The organism is Streptomyces sp. A2-16, from assembly GCF_018128905.1.
GTDB lineage: Bacteria > Actinomycetota > Actinomycetes > Streptomycetales > Streptomycetaceae > Streptomyces.
Genome location: NZ_CP063808.1, coordinates 2,838,873 through 2,852,915, shown reverse-complemented (window position 1 = coordinate 2,852,915; position 14,043 = coordinate 2,838,873). Strand labels below are relative to the sequence as shown.

At 70.6% G+C, this 14,043-nt stretch carries 13 protein-coding genes and 1 pseudogene; 8 read left to right on the top strand and 6 right to left on the bottom strand.

All coding sequences use genetic code 11. The annotated features are described in order from the left end of the window. A complete protein-coding gene (gene pssA / locus IOD14_RS12860) occupies window positions 1-819 on the top strand; it encodes a CDP-diacylglycerol--serine O-phosphatidyltransferase (protein ID WP_123994921.1) in 819 nt (272 codons plus the stop codon). 94 nt (window positions 820-913) lie between these two features. Here the strand turns inward: pssA and IOD14_RS12855 are convergent, their stop codons facing one another. The 5 genes from IOD14_RS12855 to IOD14_RS12835 are packed head-to-tail and all read right to left on the bottom strand — an operon-like array spanning window position 914 to window position 5,705. Continuing rightward, window positions 914-2,185 (bottom strand): ABC transporter substrate-binding protein, encoded by a 1,272-nt coding sequence (locus IOD14_RS12855; protein ID WP_123994433.1) that lies wholly within the window; start codon window positions 2,183-2,185, stop codon window positions 914-916. Next, window positions 2,182-3,264, bottom strand: a complete 1,083-nt coding sequence (locus IOD14_RS12850) for a branched-chain amino acid ABC transporter permease (RefSeq protein ID WP_123994434.1) — start codon at window positions 3,262-3,264, stop codon at window positions 2,182-2,184. The genes IOD14_RS12855 and IOD14_RS12850 overlap by 4 nt, the downstream gene beginning before the upstream one ends. After that, the gene (locus IOD14_RS12845; RefSeq protein WP_123994435.1) at window positions 3,257-4,147 is read right to left on the bottom strand and encodes a branched-chain amino acid ABC transporter permease; all 891 of its coding nucleotides are present in this window, start codon (window positions 4,145-4,147) and stop codon (window positions 3,257-3,259) included. Before IOD14_RS12845 ends, IOD14_RS12850 begins: the two co-directional genes overlap by 8 nt. Further along, window positions 4,144-4,914, bottom strand: a complete 771-nt coding sequence (locus tag IOD14_RS12840; RefSeq protein ID WP_249125906.1) for an ABC transporter ATP-binding protein — start codon at window positions 4,912-4,914, stop codon at window positions 4,144-4,146. The genes IOD14_RS12845 and IOD14_RS12840 overlap by 4 nt, the downstream gene beginning before the upstream one ends. After that, window positions 4,911-5,705, bottom strand: a complete 795-nt coding sequence (locus tag IOD14_RS12835; protein ID WP_123994437.1) for an ABC transporter ATP-binding protein — start codon at window positions 5,703-5,705, stop codon at window positions 4,911-4,913. The genes IOD14_RS12840 and IOD14_RS12835 overlap by 4 nt, the downstream gene beginning before the upstream one ends. A gap of 181 nt (window positions 5,706-5,886) precedes the next feature. Between IOD14_RS12835 and IOD14_RS12830 the strand changes: the two genes are divergently transcribed. After that, window positions 5,887-7,083 carry a helix-turn-helix domain-containing protein gene (locus IOD14_RS12830; RefSeq protein WP_123994438.1) on the top strand — a complete coding sequence of 399 codons (1,197 nt, stop codon included), beginning with the start codon at window positions 5,887-5,889 and terminating at the stop codon, window positions 7,081-7,083. 198 nt (window positions 7,084-7,281) lie between these two features. Here the strand turns inward: IOD14_RS12830 and IOD14_RS12825 are convergent, their stop codons facing one another. Further along, window positions 7,282-8,400 (bottom strand): glycerate kinase, encoded by a 1,119-nt coding sequence (locus tag IOD14_RS12825; RefSeq protein WP_123994922.1) that lies wholly within the window; start codon window positions 8,398-8,400, stop codon window positions 7,282-7,284. 168 nt (window positions 8,401-8,568) lie between these two features. On the opposite strand from IOD14_RS12825, the pseudogene IOD14_RS12820 reads away from it, so the two are divergent. The 6 genes and pseudogenes from IOD14_RS12820 to IOD14_RS12795 form a co-directional block, all read left to right on the top strand. Further along, a pseudogene (locus IOD14_RS12820) lies at window positions 8,569-8,862 on the top strand (ADP-ribosylglycohydrolase family protein); the annotation flags it as partial. 787 nt (window positions 8,863-9,649) lie between these two features. Beyond that, a complete protein-coding gene (locus IOD14_RS12815; protein WP_174269405.1) occupies window positions 9,650-10,849 on the top strand; it encodes an ATP-binding protein in 1,200 nt (399 codons plus the stop codon). Further along, a complete protein-coding gene (locus tag IOD14_RS12810) occupies window positions 10,846-11,685 on the top strand; it encodes a roadblock/LC7 domain-containing protein (protein ID WP_249125905.1) in 840 nt (279 codons plus the stop codon). The genes IOD14_RS12815 and IOD14_RS12810 overlap by 4 nt, the downstream gene beginning before the upstream one ends. Continuing rightward, window positions 11,678-12,061 (top strand): DUF742 domain-containing protein, encoded by a 384-nt coding sequence (locus IOD14_RS12805; RefSeq protein WP_123994439.1) that lies wholly within the window; start codon window positions 11,678-11,680, stop codon window positions 12,059-12,061. The genes IOD14_RS12810 and IOD14_RS12805 overlap by 8 nt, the downstream gene beginning before the upstream one ends. Window position 12,062: 1 nt before the next feature. Next, entirely contained in the window at window positions 12,063-12,623 is a 561-nt protein-coding gene (locus IOD14_RS12800; protein WP_123994440.1) for an ATP/GTP-binding protein, read from the top strand. Between the two features lie 10 nt (window positions 12,624-12,633). Then, window positions 12,634-13,989: a cytochrome P450 gene (locus IOD14_RS12795; RefSeq protein WP_212670290.1), complete on the top strand. Its 1,356-nt coding sequence runs from the start codon at window positions 12,634-12,636 to the stop codon at window positions 13,987-13,989. Window positions 13,990-14,043 lie beyond the last annotated feature (54 nt).

Genomic DNA, 14,043 nt, shown 5'->3' with positions numbered 1-14,043 from the left:
GTGCCCGAGGCCGACGAGGTCGACGACGAGGAGGAGATGCCTCTTTCTCTCCGCCTCTCAATAGCGGACACCCTCACCCTCGGCAACGCCACGTGCGGCTTCATGGCGGTGTACTTCACCACCACCGGCATCCTGATCCCGCACCTCACCGACAGCCAGGAGTCCGGCATGGCGCGCAACAGCGCGGCCACGGCGGTCATCCTGATGCTGTGCGCGGCGGTCTTCGACCTGTTCGACGGCCTGGTGGCGCGCAAGCTGCGCTCCTCGCCGATGGGCGCGGAGCTGGACAACCTCTCCGACCTGATCAGCTTCGGCCTCGCGCCGGCGTACTTCGTCCTCGTCTACGGCATGGTGGCGGACGACGCGTCGCAGAAGGTCGCCGCGGTCGGAGCGGTGGTGGTGCTCCTCGCGGTGGTGCTGAGACTCGCGCGGTTCTCCTGTGTGACGGTGAAGGACGGCACCTTCCAGGGCATGCCGTCGCCGTTCGGTGCGCTCACCGTCGTCTCGATCGTGCTCCTCGAGCTCCCCTTCGTGGCGACGCTGCTGGCGATCGTGGGCACGGCCTGGCTGATGGTGAGCCGGGTCGAGTACCCGAAGCCGCGGGGCCGCCTCGCGGTCGCGATGCTCTCCTGGATCGTCCTCGGCATGGGTCTCCTCGCGGCCTGGGCGTTCGGCGCCCCCAGCGGCCAGCTCCTCCTCCAGACGGGCTGCGCGCTCCAGCTGGTGATGGGCGCGGTGATCCCGCTGTTCGCCACGGCCCGCCGCGTGAACAACTTCCGCGACAACAGGCGCGAGGCGAGGGCGGCCCAGCTGCCGTAAGGCTCCGCCGTATCGCCCCGAGGGGCCCGAACCGGTACCGGTTCGGGCCCCTCGTCGTCGGGCGGCGGGCCCCAGAAGGGGTCCGCCTGTCGGCTCACGCCCCCGGTGTGTACCCCTGGGCCGCCTCCGAGGCCCCCGCCTCCTTCACGACCTTCATGCCACCCGTGACGTTCTTGTCCGGCTGAAGGATCACGCTCTGCCTGGAGGACGGCGACTTGGGGTCGGTGAAGTCCTGGGTGACGCCGAAGCCGATGTCGTAGGAGCCGATCGACAGCAGGGCCTTGTCCACGCCCTCGCGGGTGAGGTCCTTGTTCGTGCAGGCCTTCTTCAGGGCCTCGCCGAAGGCCGACGCGGCGGTCCAGCCGGCCACGATGCCGTTGTCCAGGGCGTCGTCCGGGTAGGCGGCCCGGTAGTCGGCGACAAGCTTCTTCGCCTCGGGGGTGTCCGCGCCGATGGGGAGCGAGGGCGAGGCCACGTAGTAGTTCTTCATCAGGGCGGGCCCTGCCTGCGTGGCGAGCAGCTGCGGAGCGAAGGCCGAGTTGTTGCCGATGACCGGTACGGCGAAGCCGCTCGCCGCCGCCACCCCGACCAGCGAGGCCGCCTGCCGCGGGCCCGCGCTGATCACGATCGCCTTGACGCCGGCCTGCTTGAGGGCGGTGACCTGGGCGGTCATGTCGTTGTCGGTGGGCTTGATCTTCTGCTCGACGACGGTCAGCCCGGCCTCCTTCGCGATGTGCTTCGAACCGACCAGCGCGCTCTCGCCGTAGTCGCCCTCGAAGTAGACGTGACCGATCCTGTCGCCCTTCTTCACCCCCTTCTCCTTCATCAGGAAGTCGACCGCGTTGATCGTCTCGATGTCGTAGGTGGATCCGATGACCCGGATGTACGGACTGCCGAGCAGCGCCGACGACCAGGCCTGCGGGAGCACCAGCCCCTTGTCCTGGCCGTCGATGCGCTGCTTGACCGCGGCGACGAACGGTGAGCCGATGAACTGCGCGAACCCGAGCACCTTCGGCTCCAGCTCGGTGTAGCCGGAGACGGCTTTCTGCGGGTCGTAGCCGTGGTCCCGCACCGAGAGGGCCACCTTGTAGCCGCAGACGCCTCCGGCGGCATTGAGCTGCTTCACGTACAGCTGCTGGGCCTGGGTGACGCTCTTGCCGAGGGTCGCGTAGACGCCGGTCATGTCGGTGAGCGCGCCCAGTGTGATCGTCTTCCCGGAGATGCCCTCCCCGGTCCGCACCCCGCCCGCGCCCGACTTGCCGCCGTCCCCGTCGTCGGAGTCCTTGGCCTTGGAGCTGCACCCGGCCAGCACCAGCAGCGCGGCGAGCGCTCCCGCGGCGGCCCTGGCGGCGTATGTCCTCATCATCGTTCCTCCCCTGAATGGGTTGTGACTCGACGCCGTACGACCGTCCCGACCAGGCCGCCGGGCAGGAACAGCACCACCAGCACGACGGCGGCGCCGTAGAGGTACCGGGATGCCTCGCCCGGTGCGATACCGCCCGTGCCGGGGGCGGAGACCAGCGGCAGCGCGTCGCTGTAGCGGGTCAGCAGTTGCGGCAGCAGCGACACGAACACGGCCCCGGCCACCGCCCCGGAGACCGAGCCGAGCCCTCCGATGACGATCATCGCGAGGTACTCGAGCGAGAGCGTGATGCCGAAGTAGTCGGGCACGGTCCGCTGGAAGACCAGGGCGAGGAGTACGCCCGCGAGCCCCGCGTACATCGAGGACAGCACGAAGACGGCGGCACGGTGGCGGGCGACCGGCACACCGAGCACTCCGGCGGCGATGCGGTGGTCGCGGATGGCGTTCATCGCCCGGCCCGGACGGCCGCGCAGGACGCCCCGCGCGAAGAGGGCGCCGGCCGCCAGCAGGACCAGAGCGGCGTACCAGAGCTTCTCGGCCGACCCGAAGGGCACGGCGGCGACGAGGAGTTCGCGGTCGTCGAAGGTGAGGCCGAACAGGCTCAGCGGCGGTACGTCACGGCCGTTGGCGCCGCCGGTCAGGTCATGGGCGTTGAACATGACGTGCTGGCCGATGAAGACGAGCGCGAGGGTGGCGATGCCAAGGTAGGCGCCCCCGAGCCGGCCGGAGATGGGGCTGAACAGCCCGCCCGCGAGGCCCGCGACCAGCACCGCGAGCACGGCCGCGAGCCAGGTCGGCAGCCCCAGGCCGGTGAGTCCGTCGCCGCCGTCCGCGGCGAACACGCAGTAGCCGTAGGCGCCGACGGCGAGGAAGAAGGCGTGCCCCATGGAGAGCTGTCCGGTCGCCCCGGTCAGGAGGTTGATGCCGATGGCGCCGATCGCGGCGGCCATCGCGAACAGGCCTGTCTGGAGCCAGAACCGGTCCAGGTAGAAGGGCAGCGCCAGGAGGACGGCAGCCCCGGCGCCCCAGACCCAGGTCCGTGTCCTGACGAGCCGCAACGGCTTCACGAGGGCCTCAGACACGGGCGAGCTCCTTCGTGCCGAACAGCCCCGCGGGCCGTAGGAGCAGGATCGCGACCATCACGAGATAGGGCGCGAGGTCGCCCAGCCCCCGCCCCAGGAAGGTCAGATCGCTCTGGTAGCCGGTGGCGAGGGACTCCGTGACCCCGACCAGGAGCCCGCCCACCAGCGCGCCCGTCGTGGAGTCGAGGCCGCCGAGGATGGCGGCCGGGAACGCCTTGAGCGCGGCCAGCGAGGTCGCCCGTTCCAGGCCGGGCGTCGGGAACACGGTGAGGAACAGGGCCGCCACGGCGGCGAGTCCGCCCGCCACCGCCCAGGCGCCCAGCGACACCCGGCCCAGCCGCACCCCCATCAGCGCGGCCGTCTCCGAGCTCTCCGCCGCCGCCCGCATCGCCACTCCCCACGAGGTGTACCGGAACGCCAGCAGGAACGCGGTGATGAGCAGCGCGGCGGCCACGAACGCGGCGATCCGGGTGTGGGCCAGCGAGATCGGCCCGAGCCTGAGCACGGCGTCGCCCCAGGGGTCGCCGAGCGCGAGGACGTCCGTGCCGATACGGCGGGTCAGCTCGGTGGTCAGCAGGATGTCCACGCCGATGGTGACGATGGCCAGGACGCTGTGGTCGCTGCCCCGGTACCGCCGCATCACCAGGAACTCCACGGCGGCCCCCACCAGCGCTGCGCCCGCGATCCCGGCGAGCAGCGCGGGCCAGAACCCGATGTCGTCGTGGAGGACCGCGGTGACGTACCCGCCCGCCAGCAGCAGGGACGCGTGGGCGAAGTTGACCACCTCGGTGGCCCGGAAGATCACCACGAAACCGAGGGCGATGAGCGCGTACACCGACCCCAGCGAGATGCCGTTCAGCAGGATCTCGGCGAAGGTGCTCATGACGCGGTCCCCAGGTATGCCTGTACGACGGCCGGATCGTTCTGTACGTCGACGGGGGCGCCGTCGGCGATCCGGCGCCCGAAGTCCAGTACGGTCACCGCGTCCGCGAGCCGCATGACCACCCCCATGTCGTGTTCCACCAGGACGATCGAGATGCCGAGGGAGTCGCGCACCCCCGCGATCACGGCTGCCGTCCGGCGCCGTTCGTCGGCGGTCATGCCCGCGACCGGCTCGTCGAGGAGCAGCAGCCGGGGTTCCATGCAGAGCGCCCGGGCGAGTTCGGCCAGCTTCTGCTGCCCGTACGGCAGTGAGCCGGCGGGGCGGCCCAGGCAGTCGGCGATGCCGACGAACTCGGCGATCTCGCGGACGCGTTCACGGTGCAGCCGTTCCTCGCGAGCCGCGGACGGCAGCCGGAGTCCCGCGGCGAGGAAGCCGGTGCGGGTGAGCCGGTGCCGGCCGAGGAGCAGGCAGTCCTCGACCGACGCGCGGGGCGGCAGCGCGAGGTTCTGGAAGATGCGGGCGACACCGAGGGCGGCGATGCGGTGCGCGGGCATGCCGGTCAGCTCGTGCGCACCGAAGCGGACGCTGCCGGACGTGGCCCGGTAGACGCCGGACAGGACGTTGAAGCAGGTCGACTTTCCGGCGCCGTTGGGGCCGATGAGGGCGTGGACGGTGCCGGGGCGGACGGTGAAGCCGACGTCGTCGAGGGCGGTGAGTCCGGCGAAGCGGACGGTGAGGTGACGCACTTCCAATGCCTGGCCGCTCACCCCTGCCACCTCGTCAGGGTCCGTCCGGTCGCCTGTTCGGCGTCGGCCGCCGCGTCCTCGTCGACCACGCCCAGGTAGCGGCGGCGCACCTCGTCGGACGCGGACAGTTCGGCGGCGGGGCCCGACAGGGTGACCTCGCCGACTTCGAGGACGTACGCGCGCGTGGCGAGACTCAGGGCGAGTGCCGCGTTCTGCTCGACGAGGAGGACGGAGGTGCCCTGGGTGTTGATCTCGCGGACGGTGTCGGCGATCCGCCGGGCCATGAGCGGGGCGAGACCGAGGGAGGGTTCGTCGAGGAGGAGGACGCGGGGGGCGGCCATCAGGGCGCGGGCGACGGCGAGCATCTGCTGTTCGCCGCCGGAGAGGAGTCCGGCGCGCTGGCCCGCGCGTTCGGCGAGGACGGGGAACAGTTCGTGGACGCGGTCCAGGGCCGTGGACCGTCCCGCGCGGGTGCCGCCGAGGGCTCCCGCGCGGAGGTTGTCGGCGACCGTCATGCGGGCGAACACCCGTCTTCCCTCCGGTACCTGGGAGATGCCGGCGGCGACCACGCGGTCGGGTGCCAGGCCGTCGAGGCGGCGGCCGTCCAGGGTCACCGTGCCCTCGGTGACCGCGCCGCCGTGGAAGGCGAGGGTGCGGCTGATCGCGCGGAGCAGGGTGGACTTGCCCGCTCCGTTGCCGCCGAGCACCGTCACCACGGCGCCCTCGGGCACCTCCAGGGACACCCGGCGCAGGGCGCGCACGGGACCGTACCCGACCGACAGGTCCTGGACGACCAGTCCGGCTCCGGTCATGGACTCCCCCCTTGTCCGCACTCGGTGTGGCGCTCACCCCAGCACCGGCGCGGGCGGGCGTCCACGGCCTGCGGCGGAATCGCTGCGGGTGCCCAGCGGGCCGGTGCCGCCGTTGTGCGCGTGCACAACACCGCGTGTCAGGGGCCTGTGCGCGGCCGGGTCCCGATGGCATCCTCCGGGAATGGGAGGGCGAAGGCCGCGGACCGGTCATGACTGGAAGCTGCTCGCGGAGTCCTGCACGACTCTGCTGGAACGGGTGCCCGAGCTCGTCGACGAGCACCTCAGGCAACTCACCGACCACTCCCCCGTCTACGGCCAGGTGCTGCCGTACGACCAGCAGTGGCGGGAGGCGGAGGAGGCGATGCGGATCGGCATCGAGACGATCTCCGCGCCCCGGGACTCGCCGCGCCGCGATCTGGAGTACGCCGAGGACGCGGGCCGGCGCCGGGCCCACCAGGGGCTGCCGCTGGACCTCCTGGTGCACGCCTACCGGAACGCCGGTTACCTGGTGTGGGATGCGCTCGTGGAGGGGACGGCCGGGCGGGAGCCGGAGCGGCTCGCGGCGCTGATGCGGTCGACGACGATGGTGTGGTCGGCGGTGGACGCGCAGGCGCAGGCGGCGTCGGAGGCGTACCGGGCCACCGAGGCGGAGCTCAGACGGCGTACGGACGAACAGCTCCAGGCGCTCCTCGACGCCCTGCTGGAGGGGCAGTCGACGCCCGGGCTCGCGGCCCGCGCGGCGGCGGGGCTCGATCTGCCGGAGCACGGGCCGTACGCGGTGGTGGTGCTGCGGGCCGAGCGGCGGGAGGCGGCGGAGCGGCCGGTGCGGGGTGCCGGGTTCCGGTTCATCTGGCGGATGCGGGCGGACGGCGAGGTGGCGGTCGTGGCGCTCGCGCCGGGGCAGGGCCTGGACGGCGTGGCGCGCGCGTTGGAGGGGCGCTGCTCAGGGCCGGGCGGGATCAGCCCGGTGGTGCCGGGGCTCGCCGAGCTGGGCCGGGCCCGGCGGCTCGCGGAACTGGCGCTGCGCACCTGTCCGCCGGACGCCACCGCGGTCGTACGCCTTGATCAGCGGATGCCGACCGCGCTGGTGGTGAGCCAGCCGGAGCTGGCCGACCGGCTGGTGAAGGACGTGTTCGGCGCGCTCCTGGAGCTGGAGCCCGCCGACCGGGCCGTACTGCTCGAGACCCTCGACGTGTGGCTGGTGTGCGAGGGGTCGGCGGGGCGGGCCGCCGGGCGGCTGTACTGCCATCGCAACACCGTCTTCAACCGGCTGCGGCGGCTGGAGCAGCTCACGTCCCGGTCGTTGGCCCGTCCCCGGGACCTGATCGAGATGACGCTGGCGCTGGACGCGTACCGGCTGTCGGGCGGGCGCCGCTGAGCTCGGACGAGGAGATCCCGGCCCGGCCGGGTGGCGTCGGCCGAGGACGCACCGGCGGCCCCGGCCGACCTCGGACGCGGACACACCGGCCACCCTGACTCACCGCGGATGAGGACGCCCGGGCCGACCGCGGACGCACCCGACCGACCCGGCCGGACTCGGACGCGGAAAGCCGGTCGGCGGCTGACCAGGCCGGACTCAGACCAGGAAGTCCCGGCCGATCCGCTCCGCCGCGTCCTCCAGGATCGGGCCAGCCTCGGCGATGCACTTCTGGATGTCGGGCTCGACGTCGGTCAGCGGGTAGGCGCGGCGGATGCCCGCCCTGCCGATGGCCTCCGGCGGCAGCGCGAGGCGGCCGCACACCGCGACGACCTCCTTGCCCGCCGCGCGTGCGGCCGCGGCCACGCCCGCCGGGGCCTTGCCGTGCAGGGTCTGCTCGTCGAGGGAGCCCTCGCCGGTGATCACCAGGTCGGCCCACTGCAGCGCGGGGGCGAAGCCGAGGACGTCGAGCATGACCTCGATGCCGGGGCGGAAGCGGGCGCCGAGCAGGAGGGCGCCGTAGCCGATGCCGCCGGCCGCGCCCGCACCCGGTGCGGCGGCGTGCTCGGCGGCCTTCGCGCCGACGGCCTCCTCCAGCACCTTCGCGTAGTGGGCGAGGGCGGTGTCCAGGGCCTCGACGTCGTCCGGGGAGGCGCCCTTCTGCGGGCCGTAGACCGCGGGGGCGCCCTTGGGGCCGGTCAGCGGGTTGTCGACATCGCTGGCCAGGATGAACTCGACGGAGGCGAACCGCGGGTCCAGGTCCGACAGGTCGGCCGAGGCCAGGTCGGCGAGGCCGCCACCACCGGGGGCCACGGGCTCGCCGTCGGCGTCCAGGAAGCGGGCGCCGAGCGCGGAGAGCATGCCCGCGCCGCCGTCCGTGGTGGCGCTGCCGCCGACCCCGAACACGATCGTGCGGGCACCTGCGTCCAGCGCGGCGCGCAGCAGCTCTCCGGAGCCGTACGTGGATGCGGTGAGCGGCGCGAAGACACCCGCGGGAAGCCGCTGCAGGCCGCTGGCCTCGGCCATCTCCACGACGGCCGTGTCCCCGCGTACCGCGAAGGCGGCCGTGACGTCCTGCCCGAGGGGCCCGGCGACCGCCACCTCCCGGCGCTCGAACCCGGCCGCGACGGCCGCGGCGACGGTGCCGTCACCGCCGTCGGCGACGGGCAGTGCCTCCACCTCCACGCCCGGCACGACCCGGCGCAGCCCGGCCTCCACCCGCTCGGCGACCTGCACGGCCGTGAGCGAGCCCTTGAACTTGTCCGCGGCGATGAGCACGCGCTGTGTCACGTCTTCCCCTTGCTCTCCGGGCCTCGCGCACGTCAAGGCCAGTCGCGCCGTTGCGACCTTAACCGCAGACGTCCCCCGCCGTCATGCACCGCCCAGAGGCTGAGAAGGCCCCGAGAACCCTCTGTGCGCCTCCCCGCAATGGGGTAAATCGGAGCTATGACCCCTGTGGGCACTGAGCCAGAGCTCGCCGACCGCATCCTCGGGGGCCGGCTGGGCCGGATCGCGGGCAACATGCTCGGCCAACCGGTCGAACAGGGCGACCTGTGGACGCGGGACCGGATCGACCGCTGTCTCCGGCAGGCCGCCGCCCTGCCCCTGACCGACCGCCTTCCCGAGCCCGTCGCCGAGAGTGACGGCTTCGAGCTGCGGCCCGAGTGGCGCGAGTGCGTGCGCGGCCGGATCCACGGCAGCTGCCGGGACGACGACGTCGGCTACGCCATGCTCGGCCTCAGCGAGGCGGCACGGCGCGGCGCACTGCCCCCAGTCCGTCACCCAGCCCGGCTCGTCGATGTCTGCCGGCGCCGACCGGTCGGGGCGGGAGGCGATTCCGCTCGCCATCGCGCGGCGCCTTGAAGTACACCTCGTCCTCCGACTCCACGGCGTTCAGACTGATGCACAGGGCGGCCGGCGCCGCTCGATGTCGAGCGCCGCACCTTGAGTACCTGCCGGATCGTCACTGTGTCGTCCACCCCGTCATGGTCCGATCGCTCAGACAGACAGCGTTCCGGGTCGACGGCCTGTCGTGGCCGCCCCATGACGGTGAGGGCCCCGTACAACGGTTCTGCACTCCGGCGCCAAGTCCCCTCGCGCTTTGTGCTGACACGGCCGCGGCGACGCCATGAGCACGCCCGTGAACAGCGGACTGACCGCTTGTCAGCAGGAAACGGCGCGGACGCATGCGGCAATGCCCGCATGGGCCCCAGGACCCCCAGGTGACGGCCCGACAGCTCTTCTCCTGTGCTGAGCGACGCCGATGGTTCGTTCGCGCAGGGAGCCTGCCAACAGCGTTGTGTGACAGTCGTGTTGATGTCGTCGGCTGTCTCCTGAGGCGCCTGCTGAGGGCAATGGTTGCGGTGATAGCATGCCCGCGTCCGCGACCTTGATCCACTCAGGTCGGGTGCCATATGGGGGTTGGCTTCCTTGCCGTGACAGCAGCCGTTCAGTTCTTGGTGGATGCGCTGTGGATCATCGCGCGATAGATCGACCGATGTCTGCAACCGTGCCGGGAAAGGCTCCCATGAATCAAGAGGCGCTCATATGGTGCCTGGCCTCGGTGGCGGCGATAGCCGTTGCTGCGGTCGTGGTGCTCACTCTCCGTAGCAGAGCCCTGGGGGCGAAGTTGCGGCGGGCGGAGGCTGACGTGCAGCAGGCGAAGGCCGCTGCTCAGCGTCAGGTGGAGGCCGCGAACAACGAGTTGGTGCAGTTCCAGGAAGAGCGAGCTGCCGTCATCCAAGAAGCCGAGCAGGCGGCAGAGGACAGGACCAAGGGCGTTCTGAAGGGAGCGGCCCGTTTCTTGCAGACTCTTACGGCGGAGTCCACGACGCTCCTGGACAGGATTCAGCGCGATTACGGAGGCCACCCTGTCCTGAAGGACCTGCTCGAGGTGCATCACGCGAATGCGCAGATGGCACGCAGGGCCGAGGGCATCGCCGTGCTGTGCGGAGGACCGCTCGGTCGCCGCAAGAGGGCCGCGAGCATCTACGACGTGGTGCGCAGCGCACAGGGCCAGATCAGGAATTTTCAGCGAGTCGAGCTGTTGCAGGACAGCAATGTCGCGCTGAAGGCCACGGCGGTGGCGCCGGTCGCATTGACGGTGGCGGAACTGCTGGACAACGCCGCGTCGTTCTCACAGCAGGATGCGCCGATCGAGGTCACGTTCAAGCGAGTGCAGAACTACATGTGCATCGTGATCGATGACGCCGGCGTCAGCATGAGCGACGAGGACCGGCAGGCGGCGATGGAACTGCTGTCCGGCGAGACGGCCCCTCGGCTGTCTCAGATGGGAACCCAGCCCAAATTCGGTTTCTCCGTGATCGGCCTGCTCGCCCGTCAGTACGGTTTCAGCGTCGACGTCACCGGAGTTTCCCGGTACGGCGGTGTCAGGGCCGTGGTTCGCCTGCCCGAGGAGTTGTGGACCATGGAGGAGACGCCACCGCCTGCCCAGGACGCGCCTGTCAGCATCCGACGCAACGAGAGCCAGACAAGCCAGCCGCACGCTGTAGAGGCTGTCGGACGTACAGCGCACGGCCTGCCGAAGCGCGGCCAGCGCCAGACCCCCATCGCAAGTGTCACCGACGCCGGCCTCCGCAGTGCACCGTCGCCGGTGCGCGAGGTCTCCGCCAGCCGTTCCGGGCGGAGCCTGGGGGGCTTCCAGCGCGGCACCCTCGCGGGCCGGGAGACCGAGGCTTCGTCACCTGAAGGGTCTGAAGACCGATGACCGACGACCTGTCGTGGATGGTCAAGGACATCGTGGACAACATCCCCGGCGCACGGCATGCCGTTGTGCTGTCCGCGGACGGCATATCCAAGGGCGCCACGGACGGCCTGACCAGCGGCGGCATCAAGGACATCTCGGCCGCCATGGCCAGCATGCAGTCGCTCAGCAGGGCGACGGCCCGGTTCGCAGGGCCGGTGAAGGAGTGGCGGTGGAATCAGACCCTCGTCGAGTTCGAGGACGGATGGATCCTGGTGACGGAGGCGGGAAGGGGTGCCTACCTGGCCGCTGCCGCCGCCCCCGATGTTGATTTGCAGGCACTCTCGTACCGCATGCAACGGCTCGTCGCCCGGCTGGGTGACCACCTCACATCCGCTCCCCGCGTGAACGGCGCCGCTGTGGCCGTGGATGCCCAGCTGGTCCAGGACGAGACGGCGGGTGGTCTGGGTTCCGTGCTTCCTGAGCTGGACAAGGCAGTTGCCGAGGTCCGGGGAGCGCGCCACGCCGTCTTGCTCGGCATCGATGGCCTGCTCAGGGGCACGACGTCAAGCATCGGCAAGGACATGGCGGACATCATCTCCGCAGCGATGTCGGGCATGGTGGCCTACAGCCGGGCCACGGCGCCGTTCGCCGGCGGGCGCCACGACACTTGGCGCCAAACGCTCGTGGAGTTCGAGCACGGCTGGGTCTTTCTGATCTCGGCCGGTCCCGGGGCCTACCTGGCGGCCTCGGCTGAACACGACTGCGACATCGAAGAGTTCCTCTCGCGTCTGGAAGACGTGGTGCCCGCGCTGAGCGCGGCCTCAGCACCGCAGACAGGGACGGTGGGCCATGCATGACGATCAAGAACCACCGCTGGAACTGACGTCCGAATTAGTACCTCTTTTCGTGATCGCCAAGGGCCGGGACCTGCCCGCGGACCACGAGTACTCGCGCACCGCGCTCGTTACTGCCCAGGAAGGCATGTCCGCAGCGGCACGCACCCTCACCCCGGAAGCCCGCGAGGTCATGGACCTGGTCTCCGACGGTCTCCTGTCTGTGGCGGAAGTAGCCGGGCGCACACAACTGCCGCTGGGCATCGTGCGGATACTGATCGCACATTTGGCAGAGGTCGGGCTGGTCTTCGTGCGGCCTCCCACGCCGCGGGCCGTGGCTCATGACCGCGCACTGCTCCAAGCCGTCGTCGACGGCTTGCAGAAGAGTTTCGGAGCGTGACATGTACCTGGAACCAACCGTCACCACGGCCGTAAAGGTCCTCGTCGTGGGCCCCTTCGGGGTCGGCAAGACCACGTACATCGGCAGCCTCTCCGAGATCGTCCCGCTCCGGACCGAAGAGGAAATCACCGAGGCCAGCGAGGGTTACGACGACCTCTCGAACATGCCGGACAAGACCACCACGACCGTGGCCATGGACTTCGGCCGGCGCACCCTCAACGAGAAACTGGTCCTCTATCTCTTCGGAACGCCGGGCCAAGAGCGTTTCAAGGAGATGTGGGAGGAACTGTCGAGAGGCGCTCTGGGCGCCCTGGTGCTCGTCGATCCCGACCGGCTCGACGAGGCGTTCCCGGTGCTGGACCTGGTCGAAAAATTCGACCTCGCCATGACCATCGGCGTCAACACCAAGGACGGGACGCCGAAGTACGATCTCGACGAGATACGCGAGGCCCTGCTTCTCCCTGCGGAGATCCCCGTCGTGAACGTCGATGCGCGCAGTCAGCAGTCGTCGGCCGAGGCCCTCATCACCCTCGTGCAACACCTCATGTCCACCCTCGCCTAGGAGCCCCGGCATGCAACCCCACCACGACACCAGCCCGGAGATACCACCCGGCTGCCCCGCACACGGCAACGTCCCTTTGTACGGACCGCAGTTCGCCTCCGACATCGAGGGCACCTACGAGTACCTGCGCTCGCTCGGCCCGATCGCCCCTGTGGACATTGCGCCCGGGGTCGAGGTCGAGTTGGTCACCAGCTACGACACGGCACTGAAGATCTTGCAGGACTCCACGACGTTCGTCCGGGACTCCCGACGCTGGAACGCCCTCAACGAGGGGCGTGTCCCCCAGGACAGCCCGGCCCTGCCCATGATGGGTTACCGGCCCAACGCGCTCTTCGCCGACGGCTCACGCCACGCTCGGCTGCGCCAGCCCGTCACTGAGAGTCTGGCCACGATCAATGAGCTCCAGCTGGTCCGGCAGGTGCAGCAGTCCGCCGGGTATCTGATCAGCCGCTTCGGCGCCCGCGGGCAGGCAGATTTGATGGCGGACTACGCAGGACCGCTGCCGCTGCTCGTCTTCAGCGACCAGTTCGGATGCCCGCCGGAGATCGGCGACCGCGTCATTGTAGGGATCAGCGGCATTTTCGAAGGCACGCCCGGTGCGGACGAGATACTCGTCGCGGCGCTCATGGAGCTGATCGCTCTCAAGCGCCAGAGCCCCGGAGCGGACCTGACAACGCGTCTGATGGTGCACCCCGCCCAGCTCACCGACGAGGAAGTACTCCACCAGCTCGTCACCCTGCTCTCCGGCGGCACCGCGCCGCTGGCGGCCGCCATCGGCACCGCCACCGCTCTGTACCTCAGCGAGGACTGGCCCCAAGGGCGGTCGGTCGAGGACGCAGTCGCCCAGACACTGTGGTCGTACCCGCCGATCGCCAACTATGCGGGCCACTACCCGACCCATGACGTCGAAGTCGACGGCAAGACGCTTCGCGCCGGCGATCCGGTTCTCATCTCCTTCGCGGCGGCCAACACCGACCCCAGGTTGGACGTGCACCGCGAGCAGCTCAGCTCCAAGGCGCATCTGGCATTCGGAGCCGGGCCGCATGCCTGCCCGGCCAAGGATCCAGCCGTCATGATCGTCGTCGCTGCCGTCGAGGCTCTGCTCAACCGGCTGCCCGATGTCGAGACCCGGATCGCCTTCAAGTCGCTCGCCTGGAGCGAATCACCGTGGAGCCGTTCACTGGTGACGGTTCCCATCCGGTTCACTCCGCCCTCGGCGCCGTCAGCCGCTTCAACTGCTCCCAAGGCCGCGGAGACCGTTCGACCGTCGGTGGCCCCCGTCGCGCCCGCCGCCTCCCGGCCGGCTCACGCTGCACCTGCCAAGGGCCTGTTCAGCCGCTTCCTGGCATGGACGCGGGGCGAGTGACGTAAGTAACCCTATAAGAACACTGTGTTATTGGATGCTTCAATCACCCGGCGG

What these genes read in the sequence shown, in the direction of transcription:
- IOD14_RS12855 (WP_123994433.1), bottom strand. Translation starts at nt 2,185, where the DNA reads ATGATGAGGACATACGCCGCCAGGGCCGCCGCGGGAGCGCTCGCCGCG.
- IOD14_RS12845 (WP_123994435.1), bottom strand. Translation starts at nt 4,147, where the DNA reads ATGAGCACCTTCGCCGAGATCCTGCTGAACGGCATCTCGCTGGGGTCG.
- IOD14_RS12835 (WP_123994437.1), bottom strand. Translation starts at nt 5,705, where the DNA reads ATGACCGGAGCCGGACTGGTCGTCCAGGACCTGTCGGTCGGGTACGGT.
- IOD14_RS12830 (WP_123994438.1), top strand. Translation starts at nt 5,887, where the DNA reads ATGGGAGGGCGAAGGCCGCGGACCGGTCATGACTGGAAGCTGCTCGCG.
- IOD14_RS12815 (WP_174269405.1), top strand. Translation starts at nt 9,650, where the DNA reads ATGAATCAAGAGGCGCTCATATGGTGCCTGGCCTCGGTGGCGGCGATA.
- IOD14_RS12810 (WP_249125905.1), top strand. Translation starts at nt 10,846, where the DNA reads ATGACCGACGACCTGTCGTGGATGGTCAAGGACATCGTGGACAACATC.
- IOD14_RS12805 (WP_123994439.1), top strand. Translation starts at nt 11,678, where the DNA reads ATGCATGACGATCAAGAACCACCGCTGGAACTGACGTCCGAATTAGTA.
- IOD14_RS12800 (WP_123994440.1), top strand. Translation starts at nt 12,063, where the DNA reads ATGTACCTGGAACCAACCGTCACCACGGCCGTAAAGGTCCTCGTCGTG.
- IOD14_RS12795 (WP_212670290.1), top strand. Translation starts at nt 12,634, where the DNA reads ATGCAACCCCACCACGACACCAGCCCGGAGATACCACCCGGCTGCCCC.